21 protein-coding genes, 1 tRNA gene and 1 pseudogene are annotated in these 17683 nt (G+C 73.8%); 14 read left to right on the plus strand and 9 right to left on the minus strand.

The features are described from left to right. The first annotated feature begins 27 nt into the window (after positions 1 to 27). The 3 genes from ACZ5GT_RS05005 (at position 28) to ACZ5GT_RS05015 (ending at position 4262) form a co-directional block, all read left to right on the plus strand. Positions 28 to 3201 carry an AfsR/SARP family transcriptional regulator gene (locus tag ACZ5GT_RS05005; protein WP_469014288.1) on the plus strand — a complete coding sequence of 1058 codons (3174 nt, stop codon included), beginning with the start codon at positions 28 to 30 and terminating at the stop codon, positions 3199 to 3201. A 79-nt stretch (positions 3202 to 3280) separates the two neighbouring features. Then, positions 3281 to 3430: a hypothetical protein gene (locus ACZ5GT_RS05010; RefSeq protein WP_469014289.1), complete on the plus strand. Its 150-nt coding sequence runs from the start codon at positions 3281 to 3283 to the stop codon at positions 3428 to 3430. Between the two features lie 250 nt (positions 3431 to 3680). Then, positions 3681 to 4262 carry a GNAT family N-acetyltransferase gene (locus ACZ5GT_RS05015; RefSeq protein WP_469014291.1) on the plus strand — a complete coding sequence of 194 codons (582 nt, stop codon included), beginning with the start codon at positions 3681 to 3683 and terminating at the stop codon, positions 4260 to 4262. 92 nt (positions 4263 to 4354) lie between these two features. Here ACZ5GT_RS05015 and ACZ5GT_RS05020 read toward each other — a convergent pair. Continuing rightward, positions 4355 to 4428, minus strand: a tRNA-Pro gene (locus tag ACZ5GT_RS05020). Positions 4429 to 4552: 124 nt separating this feature from the next. On the opposite strand from ACZ5GT_RS05020, the gene ACZ5GT_RS05025 reads away from it, so the two are divergent. Then, on the plus strand, positions 4553 to 5065 hold the full coding sequence (locus tag ACZ5GT_RS05025; RefSeq protein ID WP_469014293.1) for a DUF309 domain-containing protein: 513 nt from the start codon (positions 4553 to 4555) through the stop codon (positions 5063 to 5065). A gap of 115 nt (positions 5066 to 5180) precedes the next feature. After that, positions 5181 to 5951, plus strand: a complete 771-nt coding sequence (gene cobF / locus ACZ5GT_RS05030; protein WP_469014294.1) for a precorrin-6A synthase (deacetylating) — start codon at positions 5181 to 5183, stop codon at positions 5949 to 5951. Between the two features lie 21 nt (positions 5952 to 5972). On the opposite strand, the gene ACZ5GT_RS05035 is transcribed toward cobF, so the two are convergent. From ACZ5GT_RS05035 to rpmG, 4 genes are all read right to left on the minus strand, one after another. Further along, positions 5973 to 6719, minus strand: coding sequence for a cobalt-precorrin-6A reductase (locus ACZ5GT_RS05035; RefSeq protein WP_469014296.1), 747 nt, complete (start codon positions 6717 to 6719; stop codon positions 5973 to 5975). A 113-nt stretch (positions 6720 to 6832) separates the two neighbouring features. Then, the gene (ykgO, locus tag ACZ5GT_RS05040) at positions 6833 to 6955 is read right to left on the minus strand and encodes a type B 50S ribosomal protein L36 (protein ID WP_351889361.1); all 123 of its coding nucleotides are present in this window, start codon (positions 6953 to 6955) and stop codon (positions 6833 to 6835) included. 121 nt (positions 6956 to 7076) lie between these two features. Continuing rightward, positions 7077 to 7346, minus strand: coding sequence for a type B 50S ribosomal protein L31 (locus ACZ5GT_RS05045; protein WP_469014298.1), 270 nt, complete (start codon positions 7344 to 7346; stop codon positions 7077 to 7079). 44 nt (positions 7347 to 7390) lie between these two features. Beyond that, the gene (gene rpmG / locus ACZ5GT_RS05050; protein WP_324785832.1) at positions 7391 to 7555 is read right to left on the minus strand and encodes a 50S ribosomal protein L33; all 165 of its coding nucleotides are present in this window, start codon (positions 7553 to 7555) and stop codon (positions 7391 to 7393) included. A gap of 137 nt (positions 7556 to 7692) precedes the next feature. Between rpmG and ACZ5GT_RS05055 the strand changes: the two are divergent. Next, positions 7693 to 7881 (plus strand): annotated as a pseudogene (locus tag ACZ5GT_RS05055) (HAD hydrolase-like protein); the annotation flags it as partial. On the opposite strand, the gene ACZ5GT_RS05060 reads toward ACZ5GT_RS05055, so the two are convergent. Next, positions 7867 to 8640, minus strand: coding sequence for a sulfite exporter TauE/SafE family protein (locus tag ACZ5GT_RS05060; protein ID WP_469014301.1), 774 nt, complete (start codon positions 8638 to 8640; stop codon positions 7867 to 7869). The pseudogene ACZ5GT_RS05055 and the gene ACZ5GT_RS05060 overlap by 15 nt on opposite strands. A 90-nt stretch (positions 8641 to 8730) precedes the next feature. After that, positions 8731 to 9918: a thiolase family protein gene (locus tag ACZ5GT_RS05065; RefSeq protein WP_469014303.1), complete on the minus strand. Its 1188-nt coding sequence runs from the start codon at positions 9916 to 9918 to the stop codon at positions 8731 to 8733. A gap of 144 nt (positions 9919 to 10062) precedes the next feature. Here ACZ5GT_RS05065 and ACZ5GT_RS05070 point away from each other — a divergent pair, with 144 nt between their 5' ends. The 5 genes from ACZ5GT_RS05070 to ACZ5GT_RS05090 all read left to right on the plus strand — a co-directional run bounded on the left by ACZ5GT_RS05070 (position 10063) and on the right by ACZ5GT_RS05090 (position 12779). Then, positions 10063 to 10872: an alpha/beta hydrolase gene (locus tag ACZ5GT_RS05070; RefSeq protein ID WP_469014306.1), complete on the plus strand. Its 810-nt coding sequence runs from the start codon at positions 10063 to 10065 to the stop codon at positions 10870 to 10872. A gap of 90 nt (positions 10873 to 10962) precedes the next feature. Then, a complete protein-coding gene (locus tag ACZ5GT_RS05075) occupies positions 10963 to 11235 on the plus strand; it encodes a WhiB family transcriptional regulator (RefSeq protein WP_469014773.1) in 273 nt (90 codons plus the stop codon). Beyond that, on the plus strand, positions 11232 to 11714 hold the full coding sequence (locus ACZ5GT_RS05080; RefSeq protein ID WP_469014309.1) for a Dps family protein: 483 nt from the start codon (positions 11232 to 11234) through the stop codon (positions 11712 to 11714). Before ACZ5GT_RS05075 ends, ACZ5GT_RS05080 begins: the two co-directional genes overlap by 4 nt. An 88-nt stretch (positions 11715 to 11802) precedes the next feature. Further along, positions 11803 to 12135: a DUF3140 domain-containing protein gene (locus ACZ5GT_RS05085; protein WP_469014312.1), complete on the plus strand. Its 333-nt coding sequence runs from the start codon at positions 11803 to 11805 to the stop codon at positions 12133 to 12135. Continuing rightward, positions 12132 to 12779 carry an HhH-GDP family DNA glycosylase gene (locus ACZ5GT_RS05090; RefSeq protein ID WP_469014315.1) on the plus strand — a complete coding sequence of 216 codons (648 nt, stop codon included), beginning with the start codon at positions 12132 to 12134 and terminating at the stop codon, positions 12777 to 12779. The genes ACZ5GT_RS05085 and ACZ5GT_RS05090 overlap by 4 nt, the downstream gene beginning before the upstream one ends. A 172-nt stretch (positions 12780 to 12951) precedes the next feature. Here the strand turns inward: ACZ5GT_RS05090 and ACZ5GT_RS05095 are convergent, their stop codons facing one another. Then, positions 12952 to 13824: a Cof-type HAD-IIB family hydrolase gene (locus tag ACZ5GT_RS05095; RefSeq protein ID WP_469014317.1), complete on the minus strand. Its 873-nt coding sequence runs from the start codon at positions 13822 to 13824 to the stop codon at positions 12952 to 12954. A gap of 64 nt (positions 13825 to 13888) precedes the next feature. Beyond that, positions 13889 to 14092 carry a hypothetical protein gene (locus ACZ5GT_RS05100; protein ID WP_469014321.1) on the minus strand — a complete coding sequence of 68 codons (204 nt, stop codon included), beginning with the start codon at positions 14090 to 14092 and terminating at the stop codon, positions 13889 to 13891. Between the two features lie 196 nt (positions 14093 to 14288). Here ACZ5GT_RS05100 and ACZ5GT_RS05105 point away from each other — a divergent pair, with 196 nt between their 5' ends. The 3 genes from ACZ5GT_RS05105 to ACZ5GT_RS05115 are packed head-to-tail and all read left to right on the plus strand — an operon-like array spanning position 14289 to position 17674. Then, a complete protein-coding gene (locus ACZ5GT_RS05105) occupies positions 14289 to 15101 on the plus strand; it encodes an SAM-dependent methyltransferase (RefSeq protein WP_469014325.1) in 813 nt (270 codons plus the stop codon). A 40-nt stretch (positions 15102 to 15141) separates the two neighbouring features. Then, positions 15142 to 16545: a type I glutamate--ammonia ligase gene (locus ACZ5GT_RS05110; protein ID WP_469014328.1), complete on the plus strand. Its 1404-nt coding sequence runs from the start codon at positions 15142 to 15144 to the stop codon at positions 16543 to 16545. Between the two features lies 1 nt (position 16546). Then, positions 16547 to 17674, plus strand: coding sequence for an amidohydrolase family protein (locus ACZ5GT_RS05115; protein ID WP_469014331.1), 1128 nt, complete (start codon positions 16547 to 16549; stop codon positions 17672 to 17674). The last annotated feature ends 9 nt before the right edge of the window (positions 17675 to 17683 follow it).

Below are 17683 nucleotides of genomic sequence, written 5' to 3' on the forward strand. Positions count from 1 at the left end.
AGCGGGGCGTCCCCTGGCTAGGTCCTGATGGATTTCCAGCTACTCGGCCCGGTGGGGCTCCGGGTGGACGGTCGGCGGGTGGAACTCGGCTCGGACAAGGAGCGCGCCCTGCTGGCCCTGCTGGCGTTGGACGTGGGCCGGCCGGTGGCGCTGGACGTGCTCGTGGACCGGCTCTGGGACGGTGAGCCTCCGCCGCGCGCCCGCGAGAGCGTGCACAGCTACGTCTCGCGACTGCGCAGGCGGCTGCGGCCGTCCGGCCCGTCGTCCGGTCCGTCGTCCGGCGCCGCGCCCCGCATCGTCAGCCGGGCCCACACCTACACGCTGGAGACCGCCCACGAATGCGTCGACTGGCACCGGTTCCGTCATCTCGTGACCCGGGCCGGCGCCCTCGCCGCGAGCGGTGACGACGAACGGACGGCCGCCGTGCTGGAGCGCGCCGAACGCCTGTGGCGGGGCGAGGCTCTGGCGGGGCTGCCCGGCCAGTGGCCCGGGACCGTGCGCCGGACGCTGGCGGAACGGCGGCTGGCCGCCACCGTCTCCCGGATCGCCGCCGCCCTGCGGCTGGGCCGGTTCGCGGAGGTGAGCGCGGAGCTGCGGGCGCTCGTCGACCGGCATCCGGGCGACGAGACCCTGGCGGGTCAGCTGATGCTGGCGTACTACGGCGGCAACCGCTACACCGACGCGCTGCGGGTGCACCAGGAGACCCGCCATCTGCTGATGACGCAGTACGGCTCCCGTCCCGGTGCCGAGCTGAACCGGATCCACCGCGGCATCCTCGACCGCTCCCCGGTCGCCGACCTGGTCCGGGGCAGACAACCACCCGCATCCCGGCGGACCACGCCCCCGGCTCCGCCCCTGCCTCCGTCCGCGCCCGAGCCCGCGTCTCCGCCCGAGCCCGCGTCTCCGCCTGCCTCCGCGCCCGCGTCTCCACCGGCGCCGAGGAACCTGCCGCACCAGCCGCCGCTGGTCGGCCGTCACACGGAACTGCGGGCGCTGAGCGCGGCGGTCGAGGCGGCGGCCGAGGACGGCTCGGTGATCACCCTGGAGTGCGTCAGCACCATCAGCGGCATGGCCGGGATCGGCAAGACCGCCGTGGCCGTGCACGGCGCGCACCGGCTGGCGGAACGGTTCCCCGACGCCCAGCTGTACCTGGACCTGCGCGGCCACTCCCCCGCCGGCGATCCGCTGGGGCCCGGCGCGGCCCTGGCCACGCTGCTCAGGCTGCTGGGCGCCCCGGCGGACACCATCCCCGTCGAGTTGGAGGCTCGTACCGCGCTGTGGCGGACCATGCTGGCCGGGCGCCGGGCCGTGATCGTCCTGGACGACGCGGTGAGCGCCGCGCAGATCCGCCCGCTGCTGCCGGGCGGCTCGCCGTCGTTGACGATCATCACGAGCCGGCGCCATCTGCCCGGCCTGCCGCACGCCCGGCACATCCCGCTGGACGTGCTGCCGACCGACGACGCCATCGCCCTGTTCCGCACGTTCGCCGGCCGGGAACGCACCCAGGACGCCGGACAGACCGCCCTTATCGTGCGATTATGCGGCCGTCTCCCGCTCGCCATCGAGCTGGTGGCGGGCCGTTTCCGCGCTCATCCGGCCTGGACGCTCAGCACCCTCGCCGACCGCCTGACCCGCACCGAGGGCAGGCTGGGCGAGATCCGGGACACCGAGAAGGAGATGGTCCGCGCCTTCGATCTGACGTACCAGACCCTCACGGAGGAGCAGCGCGCCGCGTTCCGCCGGCTCAGCCTGCACCCCGGTCCGGACCTCACGACGGAGTCGGCGGCCGCCGCACTGGGGCTCGGCCCGACCGCGGCGGAACGCATGCTGGAGTCGCTGCTGGCCTGCCATCTGCTGCGCGAACCGGTCCCGGACCGGTACCAGTTCCACGACCTGCTGCGCGAGTACGGCCACTCCAGGTCCCGGGCCGACGACACCGGCCAGGAGCGCGCCGACGTCCTGCGGCGTCTGCTGGACTTCTACGTCGACGCCGCCGACCGTGCCGACCGCGTCGCCTACCCCCGCCGCACCAGGACCGCCCCGCCGCGAGACCGCGTCCACGACCGGCCGCCGCACTGGCCGGACGCCGAGGCGGCGCGGTCCTGGCTGACCGCCGAGCGGGCGAACCTGCTGGCCGCCGAGCACCACGCGCGCAGCCAGGGCGACCCCGGCGCCGCCGCCCGGCTCGCCTACGCCATGGCCGGTCACCTCGACGAGGAGTGCCACTGGCACGATGCCCGGATCGTGCTGGAGAACGCCGTCGACCACTGGTCCCGGACGGGCGAGCAGGCCGCGCTGTGCCGCGCCCTGCTCCACCTCAGCGCGGTCCACGCGCATACCGCCCGCTACCAGGAGGCCGCCGACAGCGGGGACCGGGCCCTGCGCATCGCCCGCGCGACGGGGGACGCGGAGGCGGAGGCCGAGGTACTGCGCACGCTCGGCACCCTGCACTGGCACCTGGGCGACCACCGGGCGGCACTCGCCCGCTTCCAGAAGTCGTACGCCATCGTCGCGGTGTCCGGAGATTCCCTGGCCCGCGCCCGCCTGCACAACAACATGGCGGTCACCCTGCTGTTCCTCGGGGACCACGACCGCGCACTGGAACATTTCGAGAAGGCGCTGCGCGGCTTCCGCGAGATGGGCGATCACGCGGCTGTGGGCAAGACGCTCAACAACATGGGCGACCTGCACATGCGCCGCGGGGACCTGCGGTCCGCCCGGGGCGCACTGGAGGAGGCACTTTCCATTCTCGAACACGGCGGAAACCGCTACGACCGCGCCACGGTACGCGGCAGCCTGGCCGACGTCCTCACGGAAATGGGGGACATCGCCACGGCTCTCCCCCTTTACCAGGAGACGCTCCTGGAATTCCGTGCGCTCGGCGACCGCAAGAGCCAGGCCGACACCCTGATCGGTCTGGGCGAGGCACACCGGAAGGCAGGCGACGCCGAGAGCGCCGTGGGGCACCTCACGCAAGCCCTTGAGGCCGCGCGCGTGATCGGTGCGGCGCACCAGGAGATACAGGCGCTGAGGCGCATAGGACAGGCGCAGTTCGACGCGGGCCGCCCCGGCCCGGCGAGGGAGCACCTCCAAGCCGCGATCGCCCTGGCCGAACGCACCCACGACCTCGACGAGAAGGCACAGGCGGAAAGCGTTCTGGCAGGCGCCCTGCCCGACAGTAATTCAATGCACAACAAGTGACCTGGTCTCGATTTCTCATCCGAGACGATCATCCGATAAGTTCCTCCGCATTGTTGATCGACATGGAAAGGTGCTGTTCGTGAGCACGATGCGGAGGTGGACCGTCGGTGCCAGCCTGTTCGTCACCGTCGGCGTTCTCGGTGCGGCGGCGCCGAGTGCTTCGGCGGCGGAGCTCGTCTCCGTCACCACGGTCGCCCCGGACAGGTGCATCATGATGCGGACCCTCTGAGGGCCGGCTGACGCACCGGGGTGGCGGCACACGCCGTCACCCCACCCAGCTTCAAGGACTGTTGCGGACGGAAGCCGTACCGACCCAGCGGTGACAGGCGCCCACGTCGACGTTGCCGCCGCACACGACGGTGACCACGTGTCGGCCGGCGCAGGTCGTCCAGGACGGCCGGGATCCTCAAGCTCGGGCACGGCCTCTGGCCGTCGTTCGAATCGCTTGCGCTTGCGCGGGGCGTGAGCACAATCGGCGGGTGCAGATCTTGTCGTTCCCAGAAGCAGCCACTCCCGCCGACTTGCGTGTCCAGGTGAGAGAGATCCAAGAGCAGGCATGGCCGTCCGGGTCCGGGCCGGTCGCTGCTGTTGACACCCCGACCCACGATCCTGCACTGCGCCCGTTGTCGATGCTGCTTGTGGACGAGGGGACCGTGCTGGCCGCGCTGGACATCCTGTGCAAAGAGATCGTCCATGCCGGTCGGCGCTTTTCGGCCGGCGGGCTGAGCACGGTGGTGACGAGCAAGCAGGCACGTGGCCGTGGGCATGGCCGGCAGCTGGTGGCAGCGGCGCGGGAGAGGATGCTCGCCCAGAGCCTGGACCTGGGCCTGTTCACGTGTGATCGCCCGCTGCAGGCGTTCTATGAGAGCGCCGGCTGGCATGTGCTTCCGGGAGCCGTACTCATCGGGGGAACACCGCAGGCTCCCTTCCCCAGCGATCAGCCCGGTTTCGACAAGGTCACGATGTCGGACTTCTTCTCGGCTGCGGGCCGTCAGGCGCAGGCGTCGTTCCATCATTCCCGGATCGAGCTGTATTCAGGGGAGATTGACAAGCTCTGGTGATGTCCGGGCGGAACATGATCGAAGGGCCCCACTAGAACCCAAGTTGCGTGGGGTGGGACCCTTCGATCTGCGACTACGGAGCGGAGCTCCAGTCGGGACGACAGGATTTGAACCTGCGACCCCTTGACCCCCAGTCAAGTGCGCTACCAAGCTGCGCCACGTCCCGGTGCGCCGCACACGGTCGGCCGTGTGATCGCGCGGTCAGTACTTTACCCCACGCGCGGGCCCGGGCCGAAGCGGGCGCGGGGGCGCGGGGGCATAGGGGCGTGGGGGCGCGGGACAATCGGCGTATGGATGACACAGGCTCCAGGCGGCAGGCGGGCGTGCGGGACCGGGACGGTGCGGGGCGGGCGCGCAGCGCGCGGCCCCGGGACGGGCTCGGGCGGCCCCTGCCGTACGGGGCGCGGGGCGTGGCCCGGCAGCCCGAGGGGGTCGTGCGCACGCCGGAACGGACCGTCGCCGAGGCCCAGGAACTGCTGGACGCGGGCAGACCCTTCCACGCGCACGAGGTGTTCGAGGACGCCTGGAAGTCGGGGCCCGAGCAGGAGCGGGGATTGTGGCGGGGCTTGGCCCAGCTCGCCGTGGGGCTCACGCACGCCGCACGGGGGAACGTCACGGGCGGCGCCCGGCTGCTGCGGCGGGGCGCCGGGAACGTCGCGGAGTGGGCGGCGCGCTCGGGGGTGCGGCGGCCGTACGGGATGGATCTCGCGGGGCTGGATGCATGGGCGCGGGAGCTGGCCGATGTGGTGGAGCGGGACGGCGGGGCGGTGGATCCGGCGGCGCGGGCGCCCAGGCTGCGGTGAGGCGGCCCGCCGGGGCGGACGCGATGCGGGTGCCGGCCGGGGCGGACGCGATGCGGGTGCCGGCCGGGGCGGACGCGGTGCGGGCGTTGTCAGTGGCGTGCGGCAGACTCGGGGCGTGCGAAAGATTCATGTCATCGGTATCGGCGCGGGCGACCCCGACCAGCTGACCCTGCAGGCGGTCAAGGCGCTGCGCGGCACGGACGTCTTCTTCGTCCTGGACAAGGGCGAGGTGAAGGACGACCTGACCCGGCTGCGCCGGGACATGCTGGACGCGCACCTGCCGCAGGGGTCGTACCGGGTGGTCGAGGCGCGGGATCCGGAGCGGGACCGCAGCGCGGGCGGGGCGGCCTACTCCCCCGCCGTCGGGGACTGGCGCAGCGCCCGCGCCGGAATCTACGAGCGGCTGATCGCCGAGGAACTGGGCGAGGACGAGAGCGGGGCGTTCCTGGTGTGGGGGGATCCCGCGCTGTACGACAGCACGCTCGGGATCCTGGAGGAGGTGCTGGCGCGGGGCGCGGTCGACTTCGAGTACGACGTCGTGCCGGGCATCAGCAGCGTCTCGGCGCTCGTCGCCCGGCACCGCGTCGGCCTGAACCGGGTAGCCCGCCCGGTCCAGATCACCACCGGCCGGCGGCTCGCGGAGGGGTTCCCGGAGGACGTGGACGACGTGGTCGTGATGCTGGACGCCCACCGGACTTTCCGGAAGTACGCCGACCAGGACATCGACATCTACTGGGGGGCGTACATAGGCACGCCGGACGAGATCCTCGTCTCCGGTCCGATCGCGGAGGCCGCCGACCGCATCGAGCGGCTGCGGGCCGAGGCCCGCGAGCGCAAGGGCTGGATCATGGACACGTATCTGCTGCGGCGGCACCGCGGACAGTAGTGCGGTGCGGGCGGGCGCCGGTCACGGCGCGGTGAGGCCGAGGCGGGCGAGCACCCCGGCCACGTCGGGCACCGCGGTCACACCGGACGGCAGCGGCGGACGCCGTACGACCACGACCGGCAGGGCGAGTTCGCGCGCGGCCGTCAGCTTGGCGGCAGTCGCCTCTCCCCCGCTGTCCTTGGTCACCACCACGTCGGCCAGGAACTCCCGCAGCAGCGCCCTCTCGTCGGCCACCGTGAACGGCCCACGCGCGAGCAGCACCTCGGTGTGCGGCGGCACGGGCGGCTCAGGCGGTTCCACCGACCGCACGACGAAGTGGAGTTCCGTCAGGTGGGCGAAGGCGGCGAGGCCCAGACGCCCGGTGGTGAGGAACACCCGGCGGCCGAGCGAGGGCAGCAGGCCGGCCGCCGCGGTGAGCGACGGGACCGGGTACCAGCGGTCGCCGGGGCCGGGCTGCCAGCCGGGGCGGCGCAGCACCACCGCCGGCACGCCGGTCTCCGCCGCGGCCAGTGCCGCGTTCGCGGTGATCGACTCGGCGAACGGGTGGGTGGCGTCGACGAGGGCGTCCACGCGCTGTTCGCGCAGCCAGCCGGCCAGGCCCGGCGCGCCGCCGAACCCGCCGACGCGCACCTCTCCCGCCAGCGCGCCCGGCCGTTTCACGCGCCCCGCGAGGGATGTGGTGACGCGCGTGCCGGGGCGTGCGGTGAGGACGGCGGCCAGTTCGCGGGCCTCGGCGGTGCCGCCGAGGATCAGGACGTGCGGGGACATGCCAGGAGCGTACGAGGTCCGCGGGCGGACCAGGGCAACGGCCCGCCCGAGGGTGCCGCCGACACGGGCGGGCGGCCGCCCGGGATGGACGGCCGCCCGCGATCACGCTGTCGTCAGCCCTGGCGGGCCTTGAAGCGCGGGTCCTTCTTGTTCAGCACGTAGGTGACGCCCCGCCGGCGGACCACCTGGGCGCCGGGACGGGACTTCAGCGCGCGCAGGGACTTGCGCACCTTCATGGGTGGACTCTCCTCGTTCTCCGGGCCCCCCGGGGGTCTTCCGGGGAGCCCCAGGGGTTCCCCCGGGGTTTCCTGGCGGTTCCCCGGGGTTCCCATCTGTTCTCCCGGGCGCCGGGCGGCGTCAGTGCCGGGCCGTGGCCGTGGCCGGGCGGCGGCCGTAGCGGCGCTCGAAGCGCTCCACACGGCCGGCGGTGTCCAGGACCCGCTGGTTCCCGGTGTAGAAGGGATGGCTCGCCGACGAGATCTCGACGTCGATGACCGGGTAGGTGTTGCCGTCCTCCCACTCGATCGTCCGGGACGAGCCGGCGGTGGAGCGGGTCAGGAAGGCGACGTCCGCGGCGCGGTCTCGGAAGACCACCGGACGGGTGACGGGATGAATGCGGGGCTTCACGGTGTTTCCTTCCTCGTGGCCGTCCGCCGGATGGCGGAGGTTCGTCAGCGCGTCTCCCGGAACGGGACGTGCGCCGCGGCCACCGGGTCGTACTTGCGCAGGACCAGCCGGTCGGGGTGGTTCTGCCGGTTCTTGCGGGTCACGTAGGTGACGCCGGTTCCGGCCGTCGACCTCAGCGTGACGACGGGGCGCGCCTTGCTGCGTGCCATGCGGGTCATCTCCTTTCACCCACGCCACGGACCAGGAACCGATCTTCTTGATCCGAGCATGTCAATCACAGCCGGTCCAACAACGCCCCCCGCCGTCGCATTCCCTCCCCGAACGTCTCCTCACGGCTGTCGTCCCGGCGGTGATGATCGGGGACGACGTCGAGTCGGACGTGCCGGCGGCGCAGGCGGCCGGGATCACCGGGGTGCTGGTGCGGACCGGCAAGTACCGGCCGGACACGCTCCGGGCGGCCGACGGCACCCCGGACCACGTGATCGACTCCTTCGCGGAGCTGCCCGCGCTGCCGCGCGGGTCAGTGCAGCAGTAGCTGCACACCGCCGACCACGGTCGCCGCGATGACGAGCTGCTCGAAGAGCCGCTGGTTGATGCGGGTCACGGCCCATTTGCCGAGGAACGCGCCGGGTACGACGAACACCGCGAGCGCGGCGTCGAGGAGCAGCGAGCGGCCGTCGATCAGGCCGAGACCGGCGCTGAAGGGCAGCTTGGAGACGTTGACGATGAGGAAGAAGAAGGCCGACGTGCCGAGGAAGCCGAGCTTGCGGAAGCCCGCGGACAGCAGGTACAGCGACATCACCGGGCCGCCCGCGTTGGCGACCATCGTGGTGAAGCCGCCGAGGACGCCGTAGGAGCGGGCCTTGAGGCGGCCGACCCGGGCGGTGACCGGGTCGGGCTCCCGGTCGGCGTCGGCCGTGCGCCGCCGCCACACCGTCACCCCCGCCATCAGCAGCAGGATCGCGCCGATGGAGGTCCGCACGACGGCGTCGTCGGCCCACACCAGGAACAGGGTGCCGACGACCACGCCCACGGCGACGGCCGGGAACAGCCGCCACAGCGTGGGCCAGTGGGCGTGCCGCCGGTAGGTGAGGACGGCGAGCACGTCCCCGGCGATCAGGAGCGGCAGCAGTACGCCGGTGGAGGCGCGGGCGGGAAGCACCGCCGCGAAGACGGCGAGGCTCACCGTGTTGGCCCCGCTCACGGCGGTCTTCGAGAAGCCGACCAGAAGGGCCGCGAAGGCGAGGGCGGCGAATCCCCAGCCGGATATGTGCCACAGCGTCATCGTGTCCATGCGGGCACCGATGCTATGCGCAGGCGTCCGGTGCGGTCAGCACCGTCTCGCCAGTCGGCCCGGTCCGCCGCGTCCACCAGGCCGCCCCGCTCAGTGCCGCTCCACGAGTACCGCGCTGCCCTGGCCGACGCCCACGCACATGGTCGCCAGCCCGCGCCGCGCCCGGGTGCGCCGCATCCGGTGCAGCAGGGTCGTCAGGATGCGGGCGCCGGAACAGCCGAGCGGGTGGCCGAGGGCGATCGCGCCGCCGCTCGGGTTGACGAGGTCCGGGTCGATGCCGAGCTGGTCGACGCAGGCGACGGCCTGGGCGGCGAAGGCCTCGTTGAACTCGGCCTCCTCGATGTCGCCGATGCCCCAGCCGACGCGGGCCAGCGCCCGGCGGGTGGCGGGGACCGGCCCGATGCCCATCACGTCGGGGTGGACGCCGGCCGAGGCGCCGGCGACGTACCGGCCCAGCGACTCCAGGCCCAGCTCGTTCAGGGCCTCCTCGCTGACCAGCAGCAGGCCGGCCGCGCCGTCGTTCATCGGCGAGGCGTTGCCCGCGGTGACCGTGCCGCCCGGGCGGAAGACCGGCTTGAGGCGGGCCAGTTTCTCGGGGGAGGTGTCCTCCCGGATGCACTCGTCGGCGTCGACGACGACCCCGTCCGGGCGCCGCACCGGCAGCAGTTCGTCGTCGAAGTGGCCGTTCCCGCGCGCCGCGGCGGCCAGCCGGTGGCTGCGCAGGGCGAAGCCGTCCTGCCGCTCACGGGACACGCCGTACCGCTCGGCGACCTCCTCGGCGGTCTCCCCCATCGACAGCAGGCCGTGCAGCTCCTTCATCGCGGGGTTGACGAGCCGCCAGCCGAGGCGGGTGTCGGCGGTCTCCATGCGGTGCGGGAGGGCCTCGTCCGGGCGGGGCAGCACGAAGGGGGCGCGGCTCATCGACTCGGAGCCGCCCGCGAGCACGATGTCGGCCTCCCCCGCGGCGATGGTGCGGGCGGCGGCGGTGACCGCCTCCAGGCCGGAGGCGCACAGGCGGTTGACGGTGGCGCCGGGGACGGACTCGGGCAGGCCGGCGAGGAGGGCGGCCATCCGGGCGACGTTGCGGTTGTCCTCGCCGGCCTGGTTGGCGGCGCCCCAGTAGACGTCGTCGACGCGCGCCGGGTCGAGGGCGGGCACGTCGGCGACGAGACCGCGGATCACGGCCGCGGCGAGGTCGTCGGGCCGCACGCCGGAGAGGGCTCCGCGCAGTCTGCCGATGGGGGTGCGGCGGGCGGCCGCGAAGTGGACGGGACGCACGAACGGGACTCCTGACCGACAGCACACGGCGACAATTAATTAGCGATGCTAGTTTTGGACTATAGAACGCCGCCTCGCCCGCTGGGAAGATTCCCGGCAGGGACCTGGCCGACACAGCCGGAGGACCGGATGAGACGAGGAGACATGGCCGACTCCCACGTGCGCGTCCTGCCGGGACGCCGCGGCTCGCTCGCCGTGCGCCTGTGGCCGCGGGAAGGGCCCCGGTACGTGGCGCTGGTGGCGCACGGCTACGGGGAACACGCCGGCCGGTACGAGGAACTGGCCGGCGTCCTGGCCGGGCACGGGGCGGCCGTGTTCGCGCCCGACCACATGGGCCACGGCAGGTCGGCGGGCGAGCGGGTGCTGATCGACGACTTCGAGGACGTGGTCGCCGATCTGCGCACGGTGGCGGAACTGGCGCGGGCCGGCTGCCCGGACGTGCCGGTGGTCCTGGTCGGGCACTCCATGGGCGGGCTGATCGCGGCCCGCTACGCCCAGCGGTACGGCGGCGAGCTGGCCGCGCTGGTGCTGTCCGGGCCGGTGATCGGCGCCTGGGAGCTGCCGGGACGGCTGCTCGCCCTCGACGAGATCCCGGACACGCCCGTCAGCCCGGCCGCGCTCTCCCGTGACCCGCGGGTGGGCGCGGCGTACGCGGCGGACCCGCTGGTCTGGCACGGTCCGATGAAGCGGCCGACCGTGGAGGCGTTCGCCCGTGCCCTGCGGGCCGTGGCCGAGGGCGGCGATGTCGGCTCGCTCCCGCTGCTGTGGCTGCACGGCGAGGACGACCGGCTCGTCCCGCTCGCCGGCAGCCGGATCGGTGTCGAGCGGCTCAGCGGCGGCCGGCTCACCGAGCGGATCCGTCCCGGCGCCCGGCACGAGGTCTTCCACGAGACGGACCGGGCGGAGGCCTTCGCGGAACTCACCCGCTTCCTGGACGGCGTCCTCCCCGGCTGAAGGCGGGCTGCGGGCGAGCTTCATCAGGCGGGCTTCAGGCGGCCCAGGGAGCCGCGTTTGCGCCACTTCGCCCAGGGCACCCGCGCCCTCATGGAGTGGTTGCGGAGCGCCGCCTGCGTGGGCGAGGACCCCGAGTTGTTCTTCCCGGTGAGCACGACGGGACCGTCCCGGCGGGACACCGCGGCCGCGAAACGCGTCTGCACCCGCTGCCCGGTGATCACCGAGTGTCTGGCGTTCGCCCTGGGCAGCGGCCGGACGTCGGGCGTGTGGGGCGGAACGTGCGAGGAGGAGCGCGTGACGATGCTCCGCACCTCCGGACGGCAGACGTCCCCGGACGACGCGAGGAAGAAGGCCCCGCTATGACCGTCGTGAAGAGCACCCTGCCCGAAGAGGCCCGGCAGGTGGTCTGCACCGCGCTCCAGGACACGCTCGTCGACCTGCTCGGGCTGTCGCTGACCGGCAAGCAGGCGCACTGGAACGTCGTGGGACCGAGGTTCCGCTCGATCCACCTCCAGCTCGACGAGATCGTCGCCACGGCACGCGCCCACGCCGACACGGTGGCGGAGCGGGCCGCGGCGCTCGGCGCGCCGCCGGACGGCCGGCCGGAGACCGTGGCCAAGGACCTCGGCCTTCCCGTGCCGGCGCCGGGCTGGCTGCGGGACTCCGACGTCGTCCAGCTGATGGTGGACTCGCTGGAGACCGCGATCGGACGGCTGCGCGAGCGCATCGACGCGACCGAGAAGGCCGACCTGGTCACCCAGGACCTGCTGATCACCGTCACCGCCGACCTGGAGAAGCAGCGCTGGATGTTCGCCGCGGAGAACGTGCCGCGCGGCGACTGACCGCGGTCCGGGCCGGAAGCGCAACGGCGACCGGCAACCACAACGGCCCTCGAACGCGTACGACCCACGCCCACGGGAGGGGCACCCGATGACCGACGCCCTCGAACTCGACGCGCTGTGGGAGGACTTCCACCGCGTGGTGAACATGACCTCGCAGGAGCTCGCCGCCTGGCTGCGGGTCCGCGACGCCGCGGAGGACACGGAACCGCTGCCGGACCGGGCGGGCACCGACACCGGGCGGCACGTCCTGGCGATCCTGCAGAAGCGGCGCACCGACCTCACCGAGCACGATCTCGCGGTGATGCGGAAGGTCGTCGACACGGTGACGTCGGGGACGGACCTCGAGAACGAGCCCCACGCCGAGGACACCCGCGGCCGAAACCGGCTGATGACGCTGGGCCACGACCCGCTGAAGCCATGACCGCGCAGCAGAACGTCGTACGGGAGCTCGTCCGCGCCCACGGGACGACGCTCGCCGAGGAGGCGGGCATCACCCTGAAGGACACCCCGCAGCCGCTGTACCGGCTGCTGGTCCTCGCGGTCCTGCTCAGCGCGCGCATCCGCGCCTCCGTCGCCGTCGCCACCGCCCGTGAGCTGCACCGGGCCGGGCTGCGCGACCCGCGCCGGATGGCGGAGGCCGACTGGCAGGAGCGCGTCGACGCGCTGGGCCGGGGCGGCTACCGGCGCTACGACGAGCGGACGGCCACCCAACTCGGCGACGGGGCGGAGCTGTTGATCGAGCGGTGGGGCGGCGATCTGCGCCGGATGCGCGAGGAGGCGCACGGCGAGGTCGCCGGACTGCGCCGACTGCTCCAGAAGGTCCCCGGCATGGGGCCCACGGGCGCGGACATCTTCCTGCGCGAGGTCCAGGACGTGTGGCCGGAGACCGCGCCGTACCTGGACCGCAAAGCGCTGGCCGGGGCGGAGCGGCTCGGGCTGCCGGCCGACCCCGGCCGGCTGGTGGAGCTGGCCGGTGACGTCCGGCCGGCCGCGCTGGCGGCCGGGCTGGTGCGGGCGGCGCTGGACAAGGAAGTGGCCGAGGACAGTCTCCGCCGCGCCGCGTGAGACACCGGCGCCCCATGAGACGCCTGCGCCACTGAGACGCGCGCCGCATGAGACGCCTGCGCCAGATGAGACGCGCGCCGCGTGAGACACAAGTGCCAGGTGAGACGCTGGCGCCGGCCTGCCGCCGGTGCCGCCCGACGCCGACGCCGCCCGGGAACCCGGCGTCGGCGGATCAGAGCCGCACGGGCAGGTCCAGGACGCGCGTGATGGTGCGCAGGACGCCGTTGTCGTTGTTGGAGGGGGCCAGGTGGCGGGCGCGCGCGACGACGTCCGGGTGGGCGCCCGCCACCGCGAAGGACCACTCGGCGGCGTCCAGCATCCCCAGGTCGTTGAGGTAGTCGCCGAACACCATGGTCTGCGCCGGTGTGATGCCCAGCTCCCGCTGGAGCCGGCGCACCGCGGTGCCCTTGTCGGCGGTGCGGTTCATCACGTCGACCCAGTGCTCGCCGGAGACGACGACCCGGTGGGTCGCGGCGAGGTCCGCCAGCGCCGGGGCGGTGTTCCGGGCGGCCGCGCCGAAGTCGAAGAGGGCCACCTTGACGACGTCGTCGCCGACCTCCGTGGCGTCCTCGACGACGCGGTGCTCGACGTAGTACCTGCGCACCTCGGCAAGGAACGCCTCGTCGGCGCGCTCGACGTAGGCGGACCGCTTTCCGCAGACGACGGCGCCCACGTCCACGCCCCGCGCCGCCAGCCGCCGTACGGCGTGCACAACGCGGGCGGCGACGCCGGGGTCCAGCGGGTCGGAGCTCAGTTCCACGCCGTCCCGCACCACGTGCGCGCCGTTCTCCGCGATGAACACCATGCCCTCGGCGACGTCGGCGAAGTCCCGCGCCAGGGTGGCGTACTGGCGGCCGCTCGCCGGGCTGAACACCACTCCGCGCCGGCGCAGTTCGGTCAGGGTGTCCCACAGCCCGGGCGGGATCCGCTTGGCGTCGTCCAGCAGCGTGCCGTCCATGTCGGTGACGACCAGCCGGATGCCGGCGGCGCCGGCGCCGGCGCGGGGGCCGGGCGCGCCGAGGAGGGGCGAGGGGACGGAGGACATGACCTGCTTCCGGTAGGGGACGGCGTCGGTCTCCTCACCCTATGCGAGGGCTCCGCGGCCCAGGTCAGCCGCCCGGGCGGATCAGTCCGGCCAGGTACCGCCACAGCGACGACCGCCGCCTGGCCGCCTGACCGCCCTCGGCGGGCACCGCAAGCGCCCCGGAGGCCGCAGGCGCCGCGGAGGCGGGCGCCGCGGAGGCGGGCGGCGCGGCCTCCTCCGCCGCGGAGGCGGTCGCTCCGTCCCCGTCGTCGACCAGGTGGATGTCCATGTCCGTCCGCCGCCCCCTTCCACACCGACCGCGAATCGGGGGGACCCTGTCCCAGCGTCCGGGCGGGCCGGATCGCGGGGTACTCACCGGTAGCAAGGAGGGCGGACAGGTGACCGTGGCGAATCCCGGGACAGGCTGATCACCGTCACGGCACAATGACGGCGACGGCGAGAGCGGCGCGAGAAGGAGCGAGAACGTGACGGACAGCCACACCCCGTCGGGCAGGTCGGCCAGGCTGAACACCGGTGTGGCGCACAACGCGCGGGTGTGGAACTACTGGATCGGCGGCAAGGACAACTACGAGGTCGACCGGCAGGTCGGCGAGCAGGTCGCCGGGATGATCCCGGTCATCCGGGACATCGCCCGCGCGGACCGCTGGTTCCTGGGCCGGACCGTGCGGTTCCTCGCCGGGGACAGCGGGGTGCGGCAGTTCCTGGACATCGGCACCGGGCTGCCGACGGCCGACAACACCCACGAGATCGCCCAGCGGATCGCGCCGGAGTCACGGATCGTCTACGTCGACAACGACCCCATCGTGCTCGCCCACGCCCGCACCCTGCTCACCGGCAGCCGGGAGGGCGGCACCGACTACATCGACGCCGACGTGCGCGACCCGGACGCCATCCTCCAACACGCCGCCGCCACCCTGGACTTCACCCGTCCCGTCGCGGTCATGATGCTCGGCATCCTCAACTTCGTGCTCGACGAGGACGCGGCGCGGGACATCGTGCGGCGGATCATGGCCGCCGTCCCCTCCGGCAGCTTCCTGGTCCTCACCCACCCCACCTCCGATCCCGAGGTCGGCGGCGAGGGCCAGGTCGCGGCGATGAAGTTCTGGAACGAGAACGCCACTCCCCCGATCACCGCCCGCAGCGGCGCGGACATCGCCGCGTTCTTCGAGGGACTGCGGCTGCTCGACCCGGGGCTGGTGTCGTGCTCACGGTGGCGCGCCGAGCCCGACTCCCCCGTCGTCGTACCGCAGTACGGAGCGGTGGCCGTGAAACCCTGACGCACGACGCCGGTCCGGCCGAGCCCGTCGAGGAGGACGCATGACCACTCTTGCCGACCCCGTCCCCGGAGGGCGCCCCGGTGACGTCGAGCGGGCCACCGCCCTGAGCGCCGAGCTGACCGGCCGGGGAGTGCACGGTGTCGTGCTGTCCTACGTCGACACCGCCGGCATCGGCCGGATCAAGACGGTCCCCACGGCGAAGCTGGCCGCCGCCGCGGCCTGGGGCGTCGGCATGTCCCCGGTGTTCGACACGTTCCTGGCGGACGACTCCATCGTCACCACCGACGTCCTCGGCTCCCCGGACGGGGATCTGCGGCTGTACCCGGACCTCGACCGGCTCACCGTCCTGGCGGCGCAGCCCGGCTGGGCGTGGGCGCCGGTCGACCGGATCACCCAGGAGGGCGAGCCGCATCCCGGTTGCGGCCGCACGGCGCTGCGCCGGATCGTCGCCGGCGCCGCCGAGCGGCACGGCGTCACCTTCAAGGCCGCCATCGAGATCGAGTGGGCCGTCGGACGGGGAGACCGGCCCGGCGGGGCGTTCGTGCCGGCGGTCACGGGTCCGGCGTACGGCGCCGTGCGTCAGGTCGAGTCGAGCGACTACGCGGCCGACCTGCTGGCGGCGCTCGCGGCGCAGGGCGTGGACGTGGAGCAGTTGCACCCCGAGTACGCGGCCGGACAGTTCGAGGTCTCGGTGGGCGCGCTCGATCCGGTCGCGGCGGCCGACCGCAGTGTGCTGGTGCGGCAGACGATCCGGGCGGTGGCCCGCCGGCACGGTCTCGTCGTCTCCTTCTCCCCGGCCGTCCTGGGGCAGGGCGTCGGCAACGGCGGCCACATCCACCTCTCCGCCTGGCGCGACGGCGTCAACCTGCACAGCGGGGGCGGGCGCCGCTACGGCATGACGGCCGAGGCCGAGTCCTTCACCGCCGGGGTGCTGGCCAGGCTGCCGGCCCTGCTGGCCGTCACCGCGCCCAGTCCCGCCAGCTACCTGCGGCTGAGGCCCTCGCAATGGGCGGGGGTGTTCACCGTCTGGGGCCGCGAGACCCGCGAGGCGGCGGTGCGGATCGTCACCGGCACCACCGGGCAGCGTGAGCGGGCGGCGAACCTGGAGGTGAAGCCGGTCGACCTGGCCGCCAACCCCTACCTCGCGCTGGCCTGCGTGATCGCGGCAGGCCTGGACGGCCTGACGTCGTCCGCCGCCCTGCCCGACGAGGTCACCGGCGATCCGGTCCGGCTGGCCGCCGCGGAGGCGGCGGCCCGCGGTGTGCGCCGACTGCCCGCCTCGCTCGCCGAGTCGGTCGCGGAGTTCCGCGAGGACGAGGTGGTGCGCGCCGCCCTGGGCCCGGTCCTCGCGGACGCCGTGATCGCCGTACGGGAGGGCGAGATCGCGGCGGCCGACGGGCTGGACGACGACGGCGTGGCGGCGGCCTACCGCTGGAAGTACTGACGTGGGCGCGGTGCGGGAGGCGCTGGACGCGTTGGCGTTGACGGATCACCACTGCCACGGCGTGGTCGCCGCCGACCTGTCCCGCGAGGAGTTCGAGCCGCTGCTGACCGAGGGCGGGGTGTGGCCCGGCGTCTCCCCGTTCGACAGCCCCGTGGGGGTGGCCGTGCGCCGCCACTGCGCTCCCCTGCTGGATCTGCCGCCGCACGCCCCGGCCGACGCGTACCTGGCCCGGCGGGGCGAACTGGGCGCGCCCGAGGTCGGCCGGCGTTTCCTGACCGCCGCAGGGACGGACGTGTTCTGCGTCGACACCGGGTTCGCCGCGGACCGCCTGACCACGCCCGCGCAGCTCGCGGCGGCCTGCGGCGGGCGGGCCTACGAGGTGGTGCGGCTGGAGAACGTCGCCGAGGCGGTGGCGGCGCGGGGCGTCGAGCCCGGTGAGTACGGCGCCGCGTTCGTCGCGGCCGCGCGGGAGGCCGTGCGGCGGCCGGGCGTGGTCGCGGTGAAGTCGGTGGCCGCCTACCGCACCGGGTTCGACCTGGACCCGGCCCGCCCGGCGGACGCGGAGGTCACGCGGGCGGCGGGGCGTTGGCTGGCGCGCGGCGGCCGGCTGGCCGATCCGGTCCTGACCCGGCACCTGCTGTGGACCGCGGTCGACCTGGGGCTGCCGCTGCAACTGCACACCGGCTTCGGTGACAACGACCTCCGCATGCACCGGGCCGACCCCACCCACCTCACCGACTGGCTGCACCTGACCGCCGGCACGGTCCCGGTGCTGCTGCTGCACTGCTGGCCCTACCAGCGCCAGGCCGGCTACCTCTCGGCGGTGTTCGAGCAGGTGTACCTGGACGTCGGCCTCACCCTGCACCACGTCGGCCCCGTCCGGGCCCGGGCGGTCCTGGAGGAGGCCCTGGAGATCACCCCGTTCCGCAAGCTGCTGTACAGCTCCGACGCCTGCGGTCTGGCCGAGTTCTACTGGCTGGGCGCGCTGGCCTTCCGCCGGGGGCTCGCGGGTCTGCTGCAGGACCGGGTGGACGCCGATGAGCTGAGCCTGCCCGACGCGCTGCGGATCGCCCGGTGGGCGGCAGCGGACAATGCCCGCCGGATCTACCGTCTGTCCGACCCGTCCTGAAAGTATGAT

Source organism: Streptomyces sp. NPDC031340 (assembly GCF_055569945.1).

Coding starts and splice junctions, on each gene's coding strand:
- ACZ5GT_RS05110 (WP_469014328.1), top strand. CDS start 15,142: ATGACCACTCTTGCCGACCCCGTCCCCGGAGGGCGCCCCGGTGACGTC.
- ACZ5GT_RS05075 (WP_469014773.1), top strand. CDS start 10,963: ATGGAGTGGTTGCGGAGCGCCGCCTGCGTGGGCGAGGACCCCGAGTTG.
- ACZ5GT_RS05080 (WP_469014309.1), top strand. CDS start 11,232: ATGACCGTCGTGAAGAGCACCCTGCCCGAAGAGGCCCGGCAGGTGGTC.
- ACZ5GT_RS05035 (WP_469014296.1), bottom strand. CDS start 6,719: ATGTCCCCGCACGTCCTGATCCTCGGCGGCACCGCCGAGGCCCGCGAA.
- rpmG (WP_324785832.1), bottom strand. CDS start 7,555: ATGGCACGCAGCAAGGCGCGCCCCGTCGTCACGCTGAGGTCGACGGCC.
- ACZ5GT_RS05025 (WP_469014293.1), top strand. CDS start 4,553: ATGGATGACACAGGCTCCAGGCGGCAGGCGGGCGTGCGGGACCGGGAC.
- ykgO (WP_351889361.1), bottom strand. CDS start 6,955: ATGAAGGTGCGCAAGTCCCTGCGCGCGCTGAAGTCCCGTCCCGGCGCC.
- ACZ5GT_RS05090 (WP_469014315.1), top strand. CDS start 12,132: ATGACCGCGCAGCAGAACGTCGTACGGGAGCTCGTCCGCGCCCACGGG.
- ACZ5GT_RS05085 (WP_469014312.1), top strand. CDS start 11,803: ATGACCGACGCCCTCGAACTCGACGCGCTGTGGGAGGACTTCCACCGC.
- ACZ5GT_RS05095 (WP_469014317.1), bottom strand. CDS start 13,824: ATGTCCTCCGTCCCCTCGCCCCTCCTCGGCGCGCCCGGCCCCCGCGCC.
- ACZ5GT_RS05070 (WP_469014306.1), top strand. CDS start 10,063: ATGGCCGACTCCCACGTGCGCGTCCTGCCGGGACGCCGCGGCTCGCTC.
- ACZ5GT_RS05100 (WP_469014321.1), bottom strand. CDS start 14,092: ATGGACATCCACCTGGTCGACGACGGGGACGGAGCGACCGCCTCCGCG.
- ACZ5GT_RS05060 (WP_469014301.1), bottom strand. CDS start 8,640: ATGGACACGATGACGCTGTGGCACATATCCGGCTGGGGATTCGCCGCC.
- ACZ5GT_RS05005 (WP_469014288.1), top strand. CDS start 28: ATGGATTTCCAGCTACTCGGCCCGGTGGGGCTCCGGGTGGACGGTCGG.